This window comes from Paenalcaligenes suwonensis, from assembly GCF_011290505.1.
Lineage (GTDB): Bacteria > Pseudomonadota > Gammaproteobacteria > Burkholderiales > Burkholderiaceae_B > Paenalcaligenes > Paenalcaligenes suwonensis.
Window position 1 is genome coordinate 48,379 of sequence record NZ_JAANPV010000011.1, and the last position, 14,170, is coordinate 62,548.

Annotated in this window: 12 protein-coding genes and 1 tRNA gene; 10 read left to right on the forward strand and 3 right to left on the reverse strand. The window is 49.9% G+C overall.

The window, feature by feature from the left end; all coding sequences use genetic code 11:
* Positions 1–5: 5 nt before the first annotated feature.
* From ppa to GY634_RS15320, 8 genes are all read left to right on the forward strand, one after another.
* Positions 6–542 (forward strand): inorganic diphosphatase, encoded by a 537-nt coding sequence (gene ppa / locus GY634_RS15285; RefSeq protein WP_166409590.1) that lies wholly within the window; start codon positions 6–8, stop codon positions 540–542.
* 1 nt (position 543) lies between these two features.
* Positions 544–1,242, forward strand: coding sequence for a fumarylacetoacetate hydrolase family protein (locus GY634_RS15290; protein ID WP_166409591.1), 699 nt, complete (start codon positions 544–546; stop codon positions 1,240–1,242).
* A 72-nt stretch (positions 1,243–1,314) separates the two neighbouring features.
* A complete protein-coding gene (locus GY634_RS15295; RefSeq protein WP_166409592.1) occupies positions 1,315–2,514 on the forward strand; it encodes an MFS transporter in 1,200 nt (399 codons plus the stop codon).
* Positions 2,515–2,536: 22 nt separating this feature from the next.
* Positions 2,537–2,971, forward strand: coding sequence for a cysteine peptidase family C39 domain-containing protein (locus tag GY634_RS15300; RefSeq protein WP_166409593.1), 435 nt, complete (start codon positions 2,537–2,539; stop codon positions 2,969–2,971).
* Positions 2,972–3,084: 113 nt separating this feature from the next.
* Complete coding sequence (locus GY634_RS15305) at positions 3,085–3,435, forward strand: hypothetical protein (RefSeq protein ID WP_166409594.1); 351 nt, start codon at positions 3,085–3,087, stop codon at positions 3,433–3,435.
* 30 nt (positions 3,436–3,465) lie between these two features.
* Entirely contained in the window at positions 3,466–4,281 is an 816-nt protein-coding gene (locus tag GY634_RS15310; protein ID WP_207625624.1) for a hypothetical protein, read from the forward strand.
* A gap of 79 nt (positions 4,282–4,360) precedes the next feature.
* Positions 4,361–4,576 carry a putative hemolysin gene (locus GY634_RS15315; RefSeq protein WP_166409595.1) on the forward strand — a complete coding sequence of 72 codons (216 nt, stop codon included), beginning with the start codon at positions 4,361–4,363 and terminating at the stop codon, positions 4,574–4,576.
* A gap of 142 nt (positions 4,577–4,718) precedes the next feature.
* A tRNA-Met gene (locus GY634_RS15320) sits at positions 4,719–4,795 on the forward strand.
* A gap of 176 nt (positions 4,796–4,971) precedes the next feature.
* Here the strand turns inward: GY634_RS15320 and GY634_RS15325 are convergent.
* Positions 4,972–7,995, reverse strand: a complete 3,024-nt coding sequence (locus GY634_RS15325) for an autotransporter domain-containing protein (protein ID WP_166409596.1) — start codon at positions 7,993–7,995, stop codon at positions 4,972–4,974.
* 233 nt (positions 7,996–8,228) lie between these two features.
* Here GY634_RS15325 and GY634_RS15330 point away from each other — a divergent pair, with 233 nt between their 5' ends.
* Positions 8,229–11,600 (forward strand): autotransporter family protein, encoded by a 3,372-nt coding sequence (locus GY634_RS15330; RefSeq protein WP_207625625.1) that lies wholly within the window; start codon positions 8,229–8,231, stop codon positions 11,598–11,600.
* Positions 11,601–11,672: 72 nt separating this feature from the next.
* Here GY634_RS15330 and GY634_RS17355 read toward each other — a convergent pair whose 3' ends face one another.
* Positions 11,673–11,804, reverse strand: a complete 132-nt coding sequence (locus tag GY634_RS17355) for a hypothetical protein (RefSeq protein WP_278249053.1) — start codon at positions 11,802–11,804, stop codon at positions 11,673–11,675.
* Positions 11,805–11,889: 85 nt separating this feature from the next.
* Positions 11,890–12,798 (reverse strand): LysR family transcriptional regulator, encoded by a 909-nt coding sequence (locus GY634_RS15335; protein ID WP_166409597.1) that lies wholly within the window; start codon positions 12,796–12,798, stop codon positions 11,890–11,892.
* Positions 12,799–12,942: 144 nt separating this feature from the next.
* Between GY634_RS15335 and GY634_RS15340 the strand changes: the two genes are divergently transcribed.
* Entirely contained in the window at positions 12,943–14,097 is a 1,155-nt protein-coding gene (locus tag GY634_RS15340) for an MFS transporter (RefSeq protein ID WP_423227308.1), read from the forward strand.
* The last annotated feature ends 73 nt before the right edge of the window (positions 14,098–14,170 follow it).

Sequence of the window (14,170 nt, forward strand, 5' to 3'; positions counted from 1 at the left end):
CGCTCATGAGCTTAAATCTCGTCACACCCGGATCCAACGCACCGGAAGAGTTCAACGTCATTATCGAAATTCCTATGAATTCCGATCCAGTGAAATACGAAGTAGACGACGAAACTGGCGCGATCTTTGTTGACCGTTTCATGTTGGCAGCAATGCACTACCCAGTGAACTACGGTTACGTGCCACAAACTATTGCTGACGATGGCGACCCAGCTGACGTGTTGGTCTTGGCTCCATTCCCCATCCAAATCGGTGCAGTGGTGAAATGCCGCGCTATTGGCGTATTGATGATGGAAGACGAAGGTGGTGGTGACTCTAAAGTGTTGGCTGTACCAGTTACTAAACTGTACCCTCCATACCGCCACATCAATGGCCCAGAAGATCTGCCAGAAGAAGAGTTGGCACGTCTGAAGCACTTCTTTGAGCGCTACAAAGACCTGGAAAAAGGTAAATGGGTCAAAGTAAACGGTTGGGAAGGTGTAGAAACTGCGAAGCAAGAAATTGCTAACAGCATCGCTAGATTCCAAGAAGGAAAAAAATAAAATGACTTGGGCAATCCAACCACAGGACGTTGTTGGGCTGGAGGTGACAGGTAGTGAGCAGCGTTTTCCAGTCAATCGCATTTTTTGCGTAGGCCGGAATTACGCTGAGCACGCTCAGGAGATGGGTCATAGCGGACGCGAAGATCCATTCTTCTTTGCCAAACCAGCCGGTGCAGTATGGGCAATGGGTACGAATTCCGCACCCGTATGGCCTTACCCAAAACAAAGCCAAGATGTACACCACGAAGTAGAGTTGGTGGTGGCTTTGGGGGCGGGCGGCAAGGACATGAGCCTAGAGCAAGCAGAACAGAGCATTTGGGGCTATGCCATTGGTTTGGATATGACCCAACGCGATGTGCAGACCCAATTGAAAAAACAAGGTAGACCGTGGGAAGTTGGCAAGGCATTTGATGCGTCTGCTCCTATGGGGCCATTGCATCCACGTGCGTCGTTGGGCGTGCTGACTGCGGGTGCAATTAGCTTGGACATCAATGGCGAGCGTAGACAGTCTGGCGATATCAACCAAATGATCTGGCCTATCGTTGAAACTATTGCCTACTTGTCTACACGCTTTACCTTGCAAGCCGGTGACTTAATCATGACAGGCACGCCAGCGGGTGTTGGCCCTGTGCAGGTGGGTGATGTGCTCACGGCTACGGTAGAAGGTTTAGGCAGTGTTCAGCTAACGGTTGGTCACTGACCGCTAGCCGTATTACAGTACTAACCCGGTTTTGCAGCATTGCTCAACCGGGTTTTTTCATGGTTAGAAACGATGCAACACACAACACAGCAACGTGGTTGGAAAGCCGTTCCGGGTGGGGTTTGGGCGCTAGGTTTTGTGTCTATGCTGATGGATATCTCATCCGAGATGATCCACGCCTTGCTCCCCATCTATATGGTAACGGTTCTAGGAACCTCGGCATTAAGCGTAGGTTTTATTGAGGGTATAGCGGAAGCCGTGGCCTCCATTACTAAAGTGTTTTCTGGTGCAGTGAGTGACAGGCTGGGCAAACGTAAAGTCTTAGCCGTATGCGGTTACGGGCTGGGAGCATTAACGAAGCCGGTGTTTCCACTAGCGGGAACGCTAGGATGGCTGGTAGGGGCACGTTTTGTTGACCGCATAGGTAAAGGGGTACGTGGCGCACCGCGTGATGCGTTGGTAGCAGATATTACGCCGGCAGAACTACGGGGGGCCGCCTTTGGGTTGCGGCAAACCTTAGACACCATAGGTGCGTTTCTAGGACCGTTGCTGGCAATAGGGTTGATGTGGCTCACCGCTGACTCGTTTCAAAGCGTCTTTTGGATTGCAGTGATCCCTGCGTTTTTAGCTGTGTTTGTGCTGATCGTTTATGTCAAAGACCCCGCACCGGGCGCATTAAAAAAAGACGCTAAAAAAGTCCTTAAATGGCGTGACCTGGTAAAGCTGGGTAACGATTATTGGTGGGTGGCTGGGGTAGGGGGCGTATTTGCTTTAGCGCGTTTCAGCGAAGCTTTCTTGATCTTGCGTGCCGAGGCCGTAGGCATAGAAATTATGTGGACACCTATTGTGTTGGTGCTCATGAGCTTAGCTTTTTCGTTGTCAGCGTACCCAGCCGGAGCATTGTCTGATCGCATTAACCGCATCACCGTGCTGGGCATAGGCTTAGGATTGTTGATAGCAGCCGATTTGGTCATTGCGCTAGTACCTGGGTTGCCAGGGTTGTTAGTGGGCGTGGTGTTGTGGGGCTTGCATATGGGTTTTACGCAAGGGCTGTTTGCCGCCTTGATTGCCGACAGCGCACCTGTAGAGCTTAGGGGGACGGCCTTTGGTATGTTCAATCTGTTAACCGGTATTGCGTTGTTTATTGCGAGTGTGCTGGCAGGTTTGCTGTGGGATGTAGTGGGCTTTCAAGGTACATTTTTAGTGGGAGCGGGCTTTGCTGTGCTCACCGCTGTAGGGTTGGTGGCGTTGAAGCGTAAAACTACGTTGTAAACACGTGTCTGTGAGAGAGTTAATGAAGTCAGTGATACAAGAAGAAGCTACTGGGTGCGGGATCGCGTCAGTGGCTAATATTCTGGGTAAGAGTTATGCCGAGATGAAGGCGGTTGCTAATGCCATGGGGATTTACGCAGAAGACACCTCCTTATGGTCAGACACCCACTATGTACGACGTATGTTGGCGAATGCTGGGGTTAATACATCAGACGACGAGCTCCCCTTTACGTCGTGGGAAAATTTGCCAGATCTGGCTTTGTTGGCGATTAAACATCATCAGGAAAATGGCAAAAGTTTTTGGCATTGGGTGGTGTTTATGCGCAAAGATGGCAACGCCGTGGTGCTAGATTCAGCCAGTTACTTAGTTGAAAATACTCGTACGGATTTTGATGTGATGCAACCTAAGTGGTTTATTAAGGTTGAGCCGCAGGCACAAGCTGGCTTATCAACCTAGCATGAGAATCGGTGTTGCATGCCGTGACGATGTTGTCATACGCAGGTTGGTGGGCGCGCTGTATACTGACCGACTTTTAGCATGACAGACTACTAACGCAGGGTGAGAAATACATGTTTTCTAGAATTTTTGGTTCATTAGATAGAACCTATTTGATCCGAGCGTATTGCGTAGGTGCGCTGTATTTCGCGTTGTTTTTATTTATGGAGAACAACATAGGTTGGAGCAGCAATGGCTTGTGGAACCGTATTATTCCTGGGGTTGTGTGCTTGATCTTGTTCCCATTCTCTAAGTTGGTGTATGACGAGCTAAAGCGTTTTGTGTTTGGCGATAACGTGTTTTACATCAATACATGGATCATGTTGCTAGGGAAAATCATCATTAATTTAGTGCTGTTTGTGATGGCATGGATTATTGCTCCTGTAGGTATTGCCTATATCTGGTTTAGAACGCGAGAGCGTTAAGCACACGCTGTATTGCGCAAGGTTGATGAGATGTCTGCACAATTGTTACGGGTATTAAAGAAGCTGTATAAGTACCAAAATGGCCAATACGATAGCGAGCGTTGCGTATCGGTGTATGACGAAAGTATTCTCAGCGACAAAGAAAAAGCCGTGCTAGATCAGCAGCAATGGGCATGTAATGACATTGTGTATTTTTCTGGTCATGACGAAGTACTAGAGAAACTAGCCTCGTTAAAAGATGCGCCTGAGTTAACAGAAGAACGTATTATTGCAACGTTCGTTGCCGGTGTTGGAGGCAGCTACTTGCGCGGTCGCTCTGTATTGTCAGCATGGGGTAAGTTGAAAAGCCTACCCGCACATCGCTATGTAGAAAAGCCAGCATATCGTTGTTGCTGGGTGTGTGCTGACTACGATAAACCCAACTATGAGCATAACTCTCACTTTCAATATTGTTTGCAGGCGGGCAACTCGTACAGTAGTACACCTACGCATGCGTACTTAAATTTGGCGTATGTACGGCACCAGCCCGTGGTAGAACCGTCTGACGATGATAGGCAGACTTTTATCAACTTGATTAACCTGCTTAGGCAAGCCCCTAGCGATGAAACGCCCGGGCAATTTGAAAAGCGGTTAACAGCAGCAAAAATCATCAAAGGTGATGTGTACACCAAACGAGGGATGCTGGATACGTTGGCGCGAGTTGGGGTAATACCCAATCAGTTCATCCGCTTAACCGACAGCAGTTGGACGGACTTTGGTGATATGGTTAGCTGTGAAAACCAGCTTACAACACTAAAGGCAGATCTGATATGGAAATGCCGTGGGCTGGCTGGAAGGGCAGTTTAGGTGTGGATGAGGCACGTCTGCAGCAGTTGTTTGGGGCGTACCTATAAATGGCAGTATACGAATACTAAAAGGAGCCAGCATGTATAAAGCAGTCTGTATAGCAGTGCTAGTGGCGTTGTATGGGTGTGCACCTACAGGACAGGTAGGCATGGCAAACCCAGCATCTACCTATTGCGTGGATATGGGTGGTAGCGTCAGCATTCAAAACACCGGTAGTGGTGATATAGGTATTTGTACCTTACCTGATGGCTCCACCATAGAGGAGTGGGAGCTCTTTAGGCGCGATAATCCGTAGGGCTAAATATAATATATAGAATTTCGTATTTAGGGCTTGACAGTATGGGTGGCTACTGCCATAATACTGTCTATCGATACAGCAATTGTTTTCGGTACCGCTTTCAAAGTCTCGCTTAAGTGCGTGGCTTTTATTGGTCAGACGCGGGATGGAGCAGCATGGTAGCTCGTCGGGCTCATAACCCGAAGGTCGTAGGTTCAAATCCTGCTCCCGCAACCAATACAAAACCCCAGTATGAGAAATCATGCTGGGGTTTTTCTTATTGTGCCCTTAGGAAATAACTAAAACAGTCGGCGGCGCAGTGAGCATTTTAAGAGGTTAAGACGCTAACCACCTTATGTTTCATGAGGGTAGGGGGACGCTATATCGCACCTTCCCCCAACATGCCCCAGCATTTAGAACCGAATGTTCACATTTGCATTCAGCCCGTTTTGTTTGATGCTAGAGCCAAATTGTCCCTGATAGGCGATGCTAAACACGGTATTTTTTTTAAGCTGAAAGTCCAGTCCACTTGAAACTAGCAGTGTATTGCGGCCAATACTGGTGCCGTTAACAGAAAAGTGATGGGATCCAGCAAACCTAGCTTCTGAGTCAGGAGTGATGTCGCCAAAAGCATGGCGCCATGCGACATCCGCACGTGCGGTAAGCGGGAGCGTATCCTGATTGAGTTCAGCGGTTATACGTAGCCCTAACGAGGACAGCCCTGTATCCATCGTGTTTTTACCTAAGCTCAAGGCTGCACCATGACGATCTTTTTCACGGAAGGCATTGGTGTTGAGGTGTACATAAGCAAGGTTGGCATAGGGTTCGATGGCAAGGAATTCGGTTGCTCTATGTGCGTAACCCAGCTCACCAAATATCTGAAACGTGTTGGCTTTGTAATCGGCGGAGAGCGTGTCCTCAAACCCTGCAAACGCGACTGAGCGCTTCATGTCTATGTTGTGCCAGGTGTAGGACAAGCCTGAGCGAAAGGCCAGCACTCCTTGGGTGTAGTTGGCCGCTGTGCCAGCATAGGCGCCGATGGTGTAATCGTCACTTTTGGCCGAAGACTGACGGTCATTCAAGCGGAAGTTCGTGTGGCTGTAACCTGCCAGTAAACCCAAACGCCATGCGTCAAACGCAGGCATATCAACACCCATTAGAAAACCACTGACTCTGGTTTTGCTCTCGGCTACGTTGTGGTTGCCGGAAAGCGTTGTCCAGTCACCAAAACCGTGTGCCCACAGTGCAGGTTGATCCAAAGAGCGGATGGCGGGCAGGTCTGTGCTAGCAAAACTGGGTGATAACTGTTTATACGCTGCCGTACGGATATAAGCGCTGTTATTGAGCAGGGAAGACTGTATCGCCGCATAGGCCTCACTAGACAGTTGGTCATAGGCCTGACGCGCTTCTTTGCCGTTCAGAAATAACAGGTGGTCGTGTAAGACTGCGCCTTCGCCCTGACTTTGTAGTGCTGTGGCTGTGCTTCGTTGGTTAGCGGTGGCAGCTATATCTGCAAAAGCAACGGCAGAGCGGCTGGTATCGAGAAAGACATGGTTGGCATCATAATTCAGCGCAAAGTTGATGAAAGGTGTTTGGGCAACCAAATCACCGCTTAAATCGCCGTAGCTACCGACTACACCATTGGATGCGCTGAGTAGGGTGTAGCGCGTTGTTGCACCACCGCTGCCAACCCCTTGGCGCATTAGTTCAAGTGAGGCATCGTTATCAATTTGTGCAGCACCATTGACGGCAATCTTGTCTGCACCAACTCCCATAGACAGCCCAGCTACATAGGTAGAACCTGCTTGCTGATTAAAAGAGCCATTGACGGTTAATGTGCCTAGTGCGTGTGTGGCATCAAGGGTGCTACCGGGAGACACCTTCCCGCCTTGTACGAGGGTGAGATCACCAACCGAACCTGTGCCAGCTAACTGACCCGCCTGTGAGACGTGAGTGGCGGAGGTAATGCTACCGTTGACTTCCAAGCTACCGCCTACAATGTTGGTGGGGCCTTGATAGGTGCTTTGTCCTGTCAGTACCAGTACACCGTCCCCGCGTTTGGTGAGGTTACCTATACCAGAAATAGCGTTTGACCAGATAGAGGAAACGCCTTGTGTGTCCACATCAAACACGCCGGTGTAACGAAACTCCATGGGGCCATCAACGGCGGCACCTAGATTCAGTAGGCCTTGGCCAAATTTATCATGATCGGTGTAGCCGTTTTTTGTGGTGGTGGTTAACAAGGTTTCAATGGTTTGGCGTGCCGTCATATAGGGAAAGGCAGAGCGTACAACCGCCGCTGCACCGGCCACATGCGGCGATGCCATGGAGGTTCCTTGTAGGTGTTGGTAGGGACGATTGCCATTGATGCTGTCGCCTTGTGGCCAGGTGGAGTAAATACCGTCCTTATCATTGGATGTCATGTCTCCACCGGGGGCCGCCATACACCACTCGGCGGTGGCGCCGCATTCATTGCTGTAAGGCGCGAGATTACCGTGCTTATCAACCGCGACCACGACGATCAGAGAGCCTGCTAAGTCAGAAAAATCCATATTCTGTAAGGCAGGATCAGTAGGGCTTAAGAAACTATAGGTGTTTGGATTTTCAGGATCAAAGGCGTCGTCTTCTGTGTCGAGCAAACGAATGTTTCCGCTACGGATAACATCAGGCGTAATCAGCGGGAGCATCCCATTTCCCGTGGGCATCGCGGTATAGGCACCGGGCTGATCTTGGCGTTCATTACCCGCAGCAAACACCATCACTACATCGCTGTCAGCGGCATGCTTCATGGCATGGTAGGTTTGCCATAACTCTTCAGGGCTTTCGGCTATAGGTTGATAGCTTAGTACCTGATAGTGCGGATTAAGCGTGCCATCCTCAAGCAACAGATTTGGAAAAGCGTTAGGCCCATAACTACCATTAATGACTTTTGCGCCGTGGTCGGCAGCATAAATCAGAGCTTGGTTATCCGGAGTCCAGTCTGCATCGCGCCCTGTAACTTCAATGGCGCGTAAGGGCATCAGTATCGCGTCATAGGCCACACCTTGCATGCCAGAACCATTGCGACCAGCGGCGATAATTCCCGCAACATGGTCGCCGTGCCCAGCAAGGGAGCCGTCGCTTTGATCAATGCCTGGAAACACATTATGGGTGGCTTGGTCGTCGCCAAAGTTAAACAACAGAGGTGACACACGACCTGCGTATTCTGGGTGATTGGCGTCTAGCCCAGAGTCGATCACAGCAACGATAATGCCTTTTCCTGTATAGCCTTTTAGATAGGCGGGCAGGGCATTGATCATGCCTAGTCCCCAGTTGGCACGGTATTCTGCATCGGCTACAGGTGGGGGCGTTGAGGAGGTTTGTGCATAGACCAAGCTAGGCGTTATGAGTGCCGAGCTTAGGGATATCAGTATTATTTTTTTTCTTAAGCCATACATAAAAGTCACCCTCACATCATTCATTGTTATTTAGCGCCATAGTAATGGTGCTGTGCAGCGATTGGCTATCACTGAAAATGGGTAGTAGGGGCAGCGCTGACTGCCGTATATACCAGTTTTCAGTGATGGTTTTGCGCTATGTGGAACAGTATGATTAGTACCGCGCGCAGGTGGGTATCGCTGCGTTTCCAAAAAAACATATAGGCAGTGGATACCTCGTTGAGGAGGAAATAATGACATTCAAGTTGATCGCAAGGCCGGTACTGTTACCTTGTTTATCTAGCAGCCTTCTGTACGTGGCGCTGAGTAACCCCGCTGCGGCAATTAGTTCTCATGTGGTCGAGAGTGCTGACGGCGCTCCCTTTATTACGCTGCGGTTTTTTGATGTGGGTGATGGGCCTTATGCGGCTGGCCCAGCGTCGACTTGGAACCTGAGTGACCAGCACAAAGCACAACTTATTGCGGCAACACACTATTGGTCAGAGATTATTCAGCCCGTAACTGGGAAAAACCCAGCTATCCTGAATGTGGGTACAGCGACGGGGAATTGGGGAGGCTCGGCTTCAAGCCATAATGCCACGATGCAGGACGGTGCGCCTACGACGGTACAGGCAGCATTGACCGATCAGTATTACACCAATCTGAGCTATGGCGCGCACGGTGCTATTACAGTAACCGACAAAGTTGGCACAATGGATTGGTCTGCAGCTCCCTATACGCCGTCCCATATCGCGCTGAGTAGCGAAACGTCGTTAAGTACAGTGATGATCCACGAAATAGCGCATGCTCTAGGTGTGGCCTCGAATGCGTTCAGTGTGATAGATCAAAATAACAATCGGGTAGCAGGATTTGGTGATAGTAATTATTACGGATTTGATGCCTGGAGCATGCATTTACGTGATGATAATGACAATCCAGCAAGGGCTGGGCAATATATCAATTGCAATGGTTGTTATGTTCCTGCTGGTGAGGATGCTTTTGATGTACGCAACGATCAAGCCTATTTTACTGGTAGCCATGTCAGTGACGTGTTGAATGGGGCAATGAAAGGTCTGCCAATGCGTATTGGTACGGATTATGGCCCTTACGATCAACCGTTTTTCAGTCATATAGAGCTAAAAAATGGGCTGATGAGTCATCAGTATTATCGTAATTACACGACGTTGATGGAAGCCGAGTTAGCCGCTTTACAAGACATAGGCTACACCATTGATAGGCGCAATTTTTATGGCAGCTCTGTGTATGGGGATGGACAGACACTCACCAATAACAATCCTTATTTTGGGCGCAATGCAACCGGTACGGATTACCTTGCTAATACCTATAACAGCGCGACGCTAGGCTTAGGGTTGCATGTGTATGGTAGTCATAACAGCATTACCCAGAATGCTGATTTATTGTCGGCCGGAGCTGGTGGCGGTGGTATTCGTGTTGATGGTGAAGGTAATAACCTGAAGATTGCACCGGGTGTGCGTGTCTATGCAGATGGTGAAAATGGTCGTGCGGTTATGTTTGCCTATGGTAAAGATCACACCTTAACCCACCGTGGTGATGTTCAAGCACTGGGTGATAACGGTATCGCGGTTAGCTTTGATTTTGGCCATAATTCGCGTGGTGATGCAACGGGTTACCGTGGTTCCTATATTCTCTCTACATACGATAGTACCCCTCAGAAAGACGCGCAGATTTGGTCTGAATTGAATGGTGCTTTGGTTTCAAGCTTTGATTTGACGGGTCGTGTGGCTGGGAAAAAAGCGGCAATTTTCATGTCTGAAAATGCGTACGTTGAAGATATCAATGTGATGCAGGGCGCACATATTTCTGGCGATATCATTTCAGACTACTCAGAACTGGACGACAATCATAACCTGCGTTTGACGCAGCTTCGTTTCGGTCTAGAGGCTGACGAAGAAGGGCGCGCCACACATCACGCAGACGCGAATTTTGCCATTGGCTATGCGGGTAACATTGTGGGTCAGAATATCTCCTTCCAAGCGTTAGGGGGCACGTCTGTACTGACAGGTAACCATGACCTCTTTGAAGTGTTGGTGGACCGAAATGCAACACTGGCGGGGCGTGGTGAGTACACCATCGCGACGAATCGTTATTTTAATAACCGTGGCACGTTGTTTGTTCCTCAGGTAGGCGACGCCATCACAGTGCATGGCAACTATGATCAGACCGCAGCAGGTACCTTGCAGGTAGCGTTTAACAATCAACAGCAGATCAGTAGTCTGATTGTGAATGGTCGCGCAGATATTGATGGCAGCATCATGTTTACACCCGAACAAGGCTACTACCATAATGGCTTCACGGTGACGTCAGACCAGTGGCTGCAAGCCAATGCGATCAATGGCGGGTTTACGGATATGTCTACCGCGATTGTGTCCCCAACGCTTACCGCGACAACTACCGATAATGGTCAGAATAGCTATACGGTTGCTTTAGGCCGCCAAGAGGATGCCTATTCGCACTATGCGGATGGTCAGAATGCTCAGGCAGTTGGTGTGGCTCTTTATGGGGTAGCAAACAGCGAAACCCCAGAGCTGCAGGGGCTGATTACCATGCTGGACTTTTCAGCAATAGATGGTTCCGATATTCGTGCTGCTTTGCCGCAATTGTCCAGTGAGGCTTATGCGTCTGCACAAGGAGTTTTGATGCAGGACAGTGCGGCAACGCGTAACGCGGCGAATAACCGTTTGCAGCAAGCCTTTGGCCCAGAGTTTTCCGTAGCGGTGGCACAGGCGAGTAAGGATGCAAGCGGTACGGCTGCTTGGGTATCCATGCACAATCGCTGGAATAAGCAATCGGGTAATAGCAATACAGCACGTACTACCTCCACACTGGATGGATTTACCATGGGTGTTGATACCAGTCTTAACCAGAACTGGCGTCTGGGCGTGTTAGCCGGCTATGGTCATTCCTCGTTCAAGATCAGAGATCGTGCTGCTTCGGGTTCTAGCAATACTTACAGCTTAGGGGCTTATGCAGGCAGTGAGTGGGAGGTTGCCGGTGGGGCATTGGGTCTGCGTAGCGGGCTTGCCTATGCCTGGCATGATGTGGACATGAAGCGCTCTGTGGCGTTTGCTGGTTTTAGTGACTCGCTGTCTGCGGATTACAAGGCGGGTACTTTCCAGGTTTTTGGTGAAGTGGGCTATAAGCTGAATGTGAGCCAGAGTACTGTGGTAGAGCCGTATGCTAGTGTGGCCTATGTTCGCCTGCATACAGACGGCTTTGATGAAAAAGGCAAAAATGGTGTTGCGCTGGCCGTTAATTCGGCCACCATGGACACCACCTTATCGACGCTAGGTGTGCGGGTTGCAGGTAGTATGGACCTTGGCAATGCTGCCGTCACTGCGCGGGCTGATCTGGGGTGGAGGCACGCTTCTGGCGATGTGATACCAACGTCAACTGCTAGCTTTGTAGCTGGGTCCAACAACTTTGTCGCGCTTGGTAACTCCATAGGCAAAGATACGGCGTTGGTGGAAACTGGGTTTGATGTGGCGCTAAGCAAAAACGCCAAGTTTGGGGTGTCGTATCAGGGGCAGTTCGGTTCAGGCTTGAATCAGAACGGCGTGAATGCGCACGTTAACGTGAGGTTCTGAGGAAAGCGTAGAACGTACAACTCATAAAAACGGGGCGCATTAAGCGCCCCGTTTCGTGTTCATGGCTAGGGGTTAAATGATGCAGGCCCCGCCTTCGCAGTCGTTGCTAGCTTCTATCTCTTCTTGGTTATCAATGAACTCTTGATGCTTTTCGTTGAGTTTTTTCTCCATCTCTTCGTCTAATTCAAAGTTATCAATATCCATGTTTTCACCTAAGCAGAGTTGAGTTATGCCGCTCCAGTATAGGTGATTTGGGTGGCTGTAGTCAGGGCGTGCTCGTTATTATTTATTACGCCACGCTCAGTTCTGCCTCTAGCATTTTCAGCATGGCATGTACCTTAGGCTGCAATTGGCGTCCTAGCGGCCACAGCAAGTGTAAGGCTAGCCCCTCTACGGCCAACTCGGGTAAGACAATAATTAATTCGCCTCGCTCTAGTTCATCGTGTATTAACCAGGTCGCCAGTTGTGCCATACCAAAGCCAGCTTTAACGGCAGCGACTTGTGCTTCACCGTTGCCCACGACCATACGCCCCTCAATAGCATGACGCTCGGTATGGTGCTGGCTATGTGCGAGTAACCAAGGGCTGGTTGTACCATCGGCTTTACCGTAAAGCACCGCATCGTGTGTGAGCAACTGCTCTATAGAGTGGGGTGTGCCGCGACGCGCCAGATAGCTGGGGGCAGCACAAAACACTAAACGTTCTTTACCGAGGTAGTGATGCCCGATGGTAGTAGGCCAGTGCTCTGGGCCGCCTATGCGTACGGCAATGTCTATATTGTCGTCGTGCAAATCACTGAATCGGTCGCTAAGAGAAATATGTGGTCGTAAATAAGGGTGCTGTGTCGCAAATTGCAGCACAGTAGGCCACACATGTAAGCGCCCAAAGGTAGCGGGGGCATCAATGCGTAAACGGCCAGCAGGCGCATGATGGTGTGCAGAGAGTACGGCTTCAGCTTCTTTAAGCTCTTTGAGTACACGCTGGCAAGTGACGTAAAACGCCGTACCAGCATCGGTGAGCGTTAGCGTGCGAGTAGTGCGTTCAAATAACCGTACGCCTAGGCGGCTTTCTAACTTGGCGACGCTTTTACTAATGGCGGAGTTAGTGAGATTGAGTCGCTCAGCAGCAGCGGTAAAACTGCCAGCATCAGCGGTGACTACAAAGTTTTCTATGCCTTTAAGGCGCTCGCTTTGATTCATGCTAGCTCTTTTATTGGGGGAATTTAATTCCATAGTTATAAGAAAAAACATCCAAGATAAGAGTTTAATTCTTAAATAGACTGTATGCCATCGTAGCTATAACAGGGAATAGTAATGTCGGTTGGCGTAGCATCTGATTCTGCAATGCATGCAGAGAAAAGCACGTGGTCTATTGTTATGCTGGCAGTGGCAGCGTTTGTGATTGTGACCACAGAATATGTGATTGTGGGGTTGTTGCCCGTTCTCGCACGCGATATGGGGGTAACAATATCGGTGGCGGGGCAGTTGGTGACGCTGTTTGCGTTTACGGTGATGGTGTGTGGGCCAGTATTAACAGTACTGTTGTCACATGTAGAGCGTAAACGTTTATTTGTCAGCATCTTACTGATATTTGCGGCTGCCAATGCGCTGGCAGCGGTGGCATCCAGCTTATGGGTGTTGGCCATAGCGCGTTTTATACCTGCATTGGTGCTCCCGGTGTTTTGGGGAACTGCCAGCGAAACTGCAGCCCAAATAGTGGGAGTAAAGCGTGCGGGTCGTGCGGTATCGCAGGTTTATCTGGGTATTTCAGCCGCCTTGTTGTTTGGCATTCCGTTAGGAACGGTAGCGGCTACCCACTTTGGCTGGCGCAGTACATTTTGGTTGTTGGCGGGGTTGGCGTTAGTGATGGCGGTAGGTTTGGCTGTGTGGATGCCAACCGTAGCGCAACCACACCGACTCGCTATTCGTGAGCAATTACGCATTTTTCACGATAGACGTTTTGTGTTGAATATCGTGTTATCAGTGCTGGTGTTTACCGCCATGTTCACCGCCTATACGTATTTGGCGGATATGTTAGAAACCGTCGCTAAGGTTAAGGCTACACAGGTAGGTTGGTGGTTGATGGGGTTTGGGGCAGTAGGCTTAGTGGGGAATTGGCTGGGTGGTCGTTATGTGGATCGCAGTCCGTTGGGTAGTACGGTAGTGTGTGTAGCAGTGATGGGGTTAGGGATGACGACCAGTGTGCTTGGTGCTCAGTCGTGGTTTTGGCTGATGCTGGCTTTGGCGGTTTGGGGTATAGCGTACACGGCACTTTTTCCTATTTGCCAAGTGCGGGTGATGAAGGCTGCTACCCATGCACAAGCGTTGGCTGGCACCTTAAATGTCTCGGCGGCGAATGCCGGTACAGGCTTGGGGGCAATGCTGGGTGGGGCGGTGATTCCCGTGTTAGGTACAGAAAGTATCGTGTATGTGGCAACAGTTATCGCTGTAGTGGCATGTGCGTTAGCGATAGCGATGATGCGACGCGTGGGCGGCTAGTTGTCACCTGATTGCTTTACAATGCCTGCTGTACCTTTGTACATAACGCAGGCCGTATATGACAGCCGCCTTT

Coding starts and splice junctions, on each gene's coding strand:
- ppa (WP_166409590.1), top strand. CDS start 6: ATGAGCTTAAATCTCGTCACACCCGGATCCAACGCACCGGAAGAGTTC.
- GY634_RS15290 (WP_166409591.1), top strand. CDS start 544: ATGACTTGGGCAATCCAACCACAGGACGTTGTTGGGCTGGAGGTGACA.
- GY634_RS15295 (WP_166409592.1), top strand. CDS start 1,315: ATGCAACACACAACACAGCAACGTGGTTGGAAAGCCGTTCCGGGTGGG.
- GY634_RS15300 (WP_166409593.1), top strand. CDS start 2,537: ATGAAGTCAGTGATACAAGAAGAAGCTACTGGGTGCGGGATCGCGTCA.
- GY634_RS15305 (WP_166409594.1), top strand. CDS start 3,085: ATGTTTTCTAGAATTTTTGGTTCATTAGATAGAACCTATTTGATCCGA.
- GY634_RS15310 (WP_207625624.1), top strand. CDS start 3,466: ATGTCTGCACAATTGTTACGGGTATTAAAGAAGCTGTATAAGTACCAA.
- GY634_RS15315 (WP_166409595.1), top strand. CDS start 4,361: ATGTATAAAGCAGTCTGTATAGCAGTGCTAGTGGCGTTGTATGGGTGT.
- GY634_RS15325 (WP_166409596.1), bottom strand. CDS start 7,995: ATGTATGGCTTAAGAAAAAAAATAATACTGATATCCCTAAGCTCGGCA.
- GY634_RS15330 (WP_207625625.1), top strand. CDS start 8,229: ATGACATTCAAGTTGATCGCAAGGCCGGTACTGTTACCTTGTTTATCT.
- GY634_RS17355 (WP_278249053.1), bottom strand. CDS start 11,804: ATGGATATTGATAACTTTGAATTAGACGAAGAGATGGAGAAAAAACTC.
- GY634_RS15335 (WP_166409597.1), bottom strand. CDS start 12,798: ATGAATCAAAGCGAGCGCCTTAAAGGCATAGAAAACTTTGTAGTCACC.
- GY634_RS15340 (WP_423227308.1), top strand. CDS start 12,943: ATGCATGCAGAGAAAAGCACGTGGTCTATTGTTATGCTGGCAGTGGCA.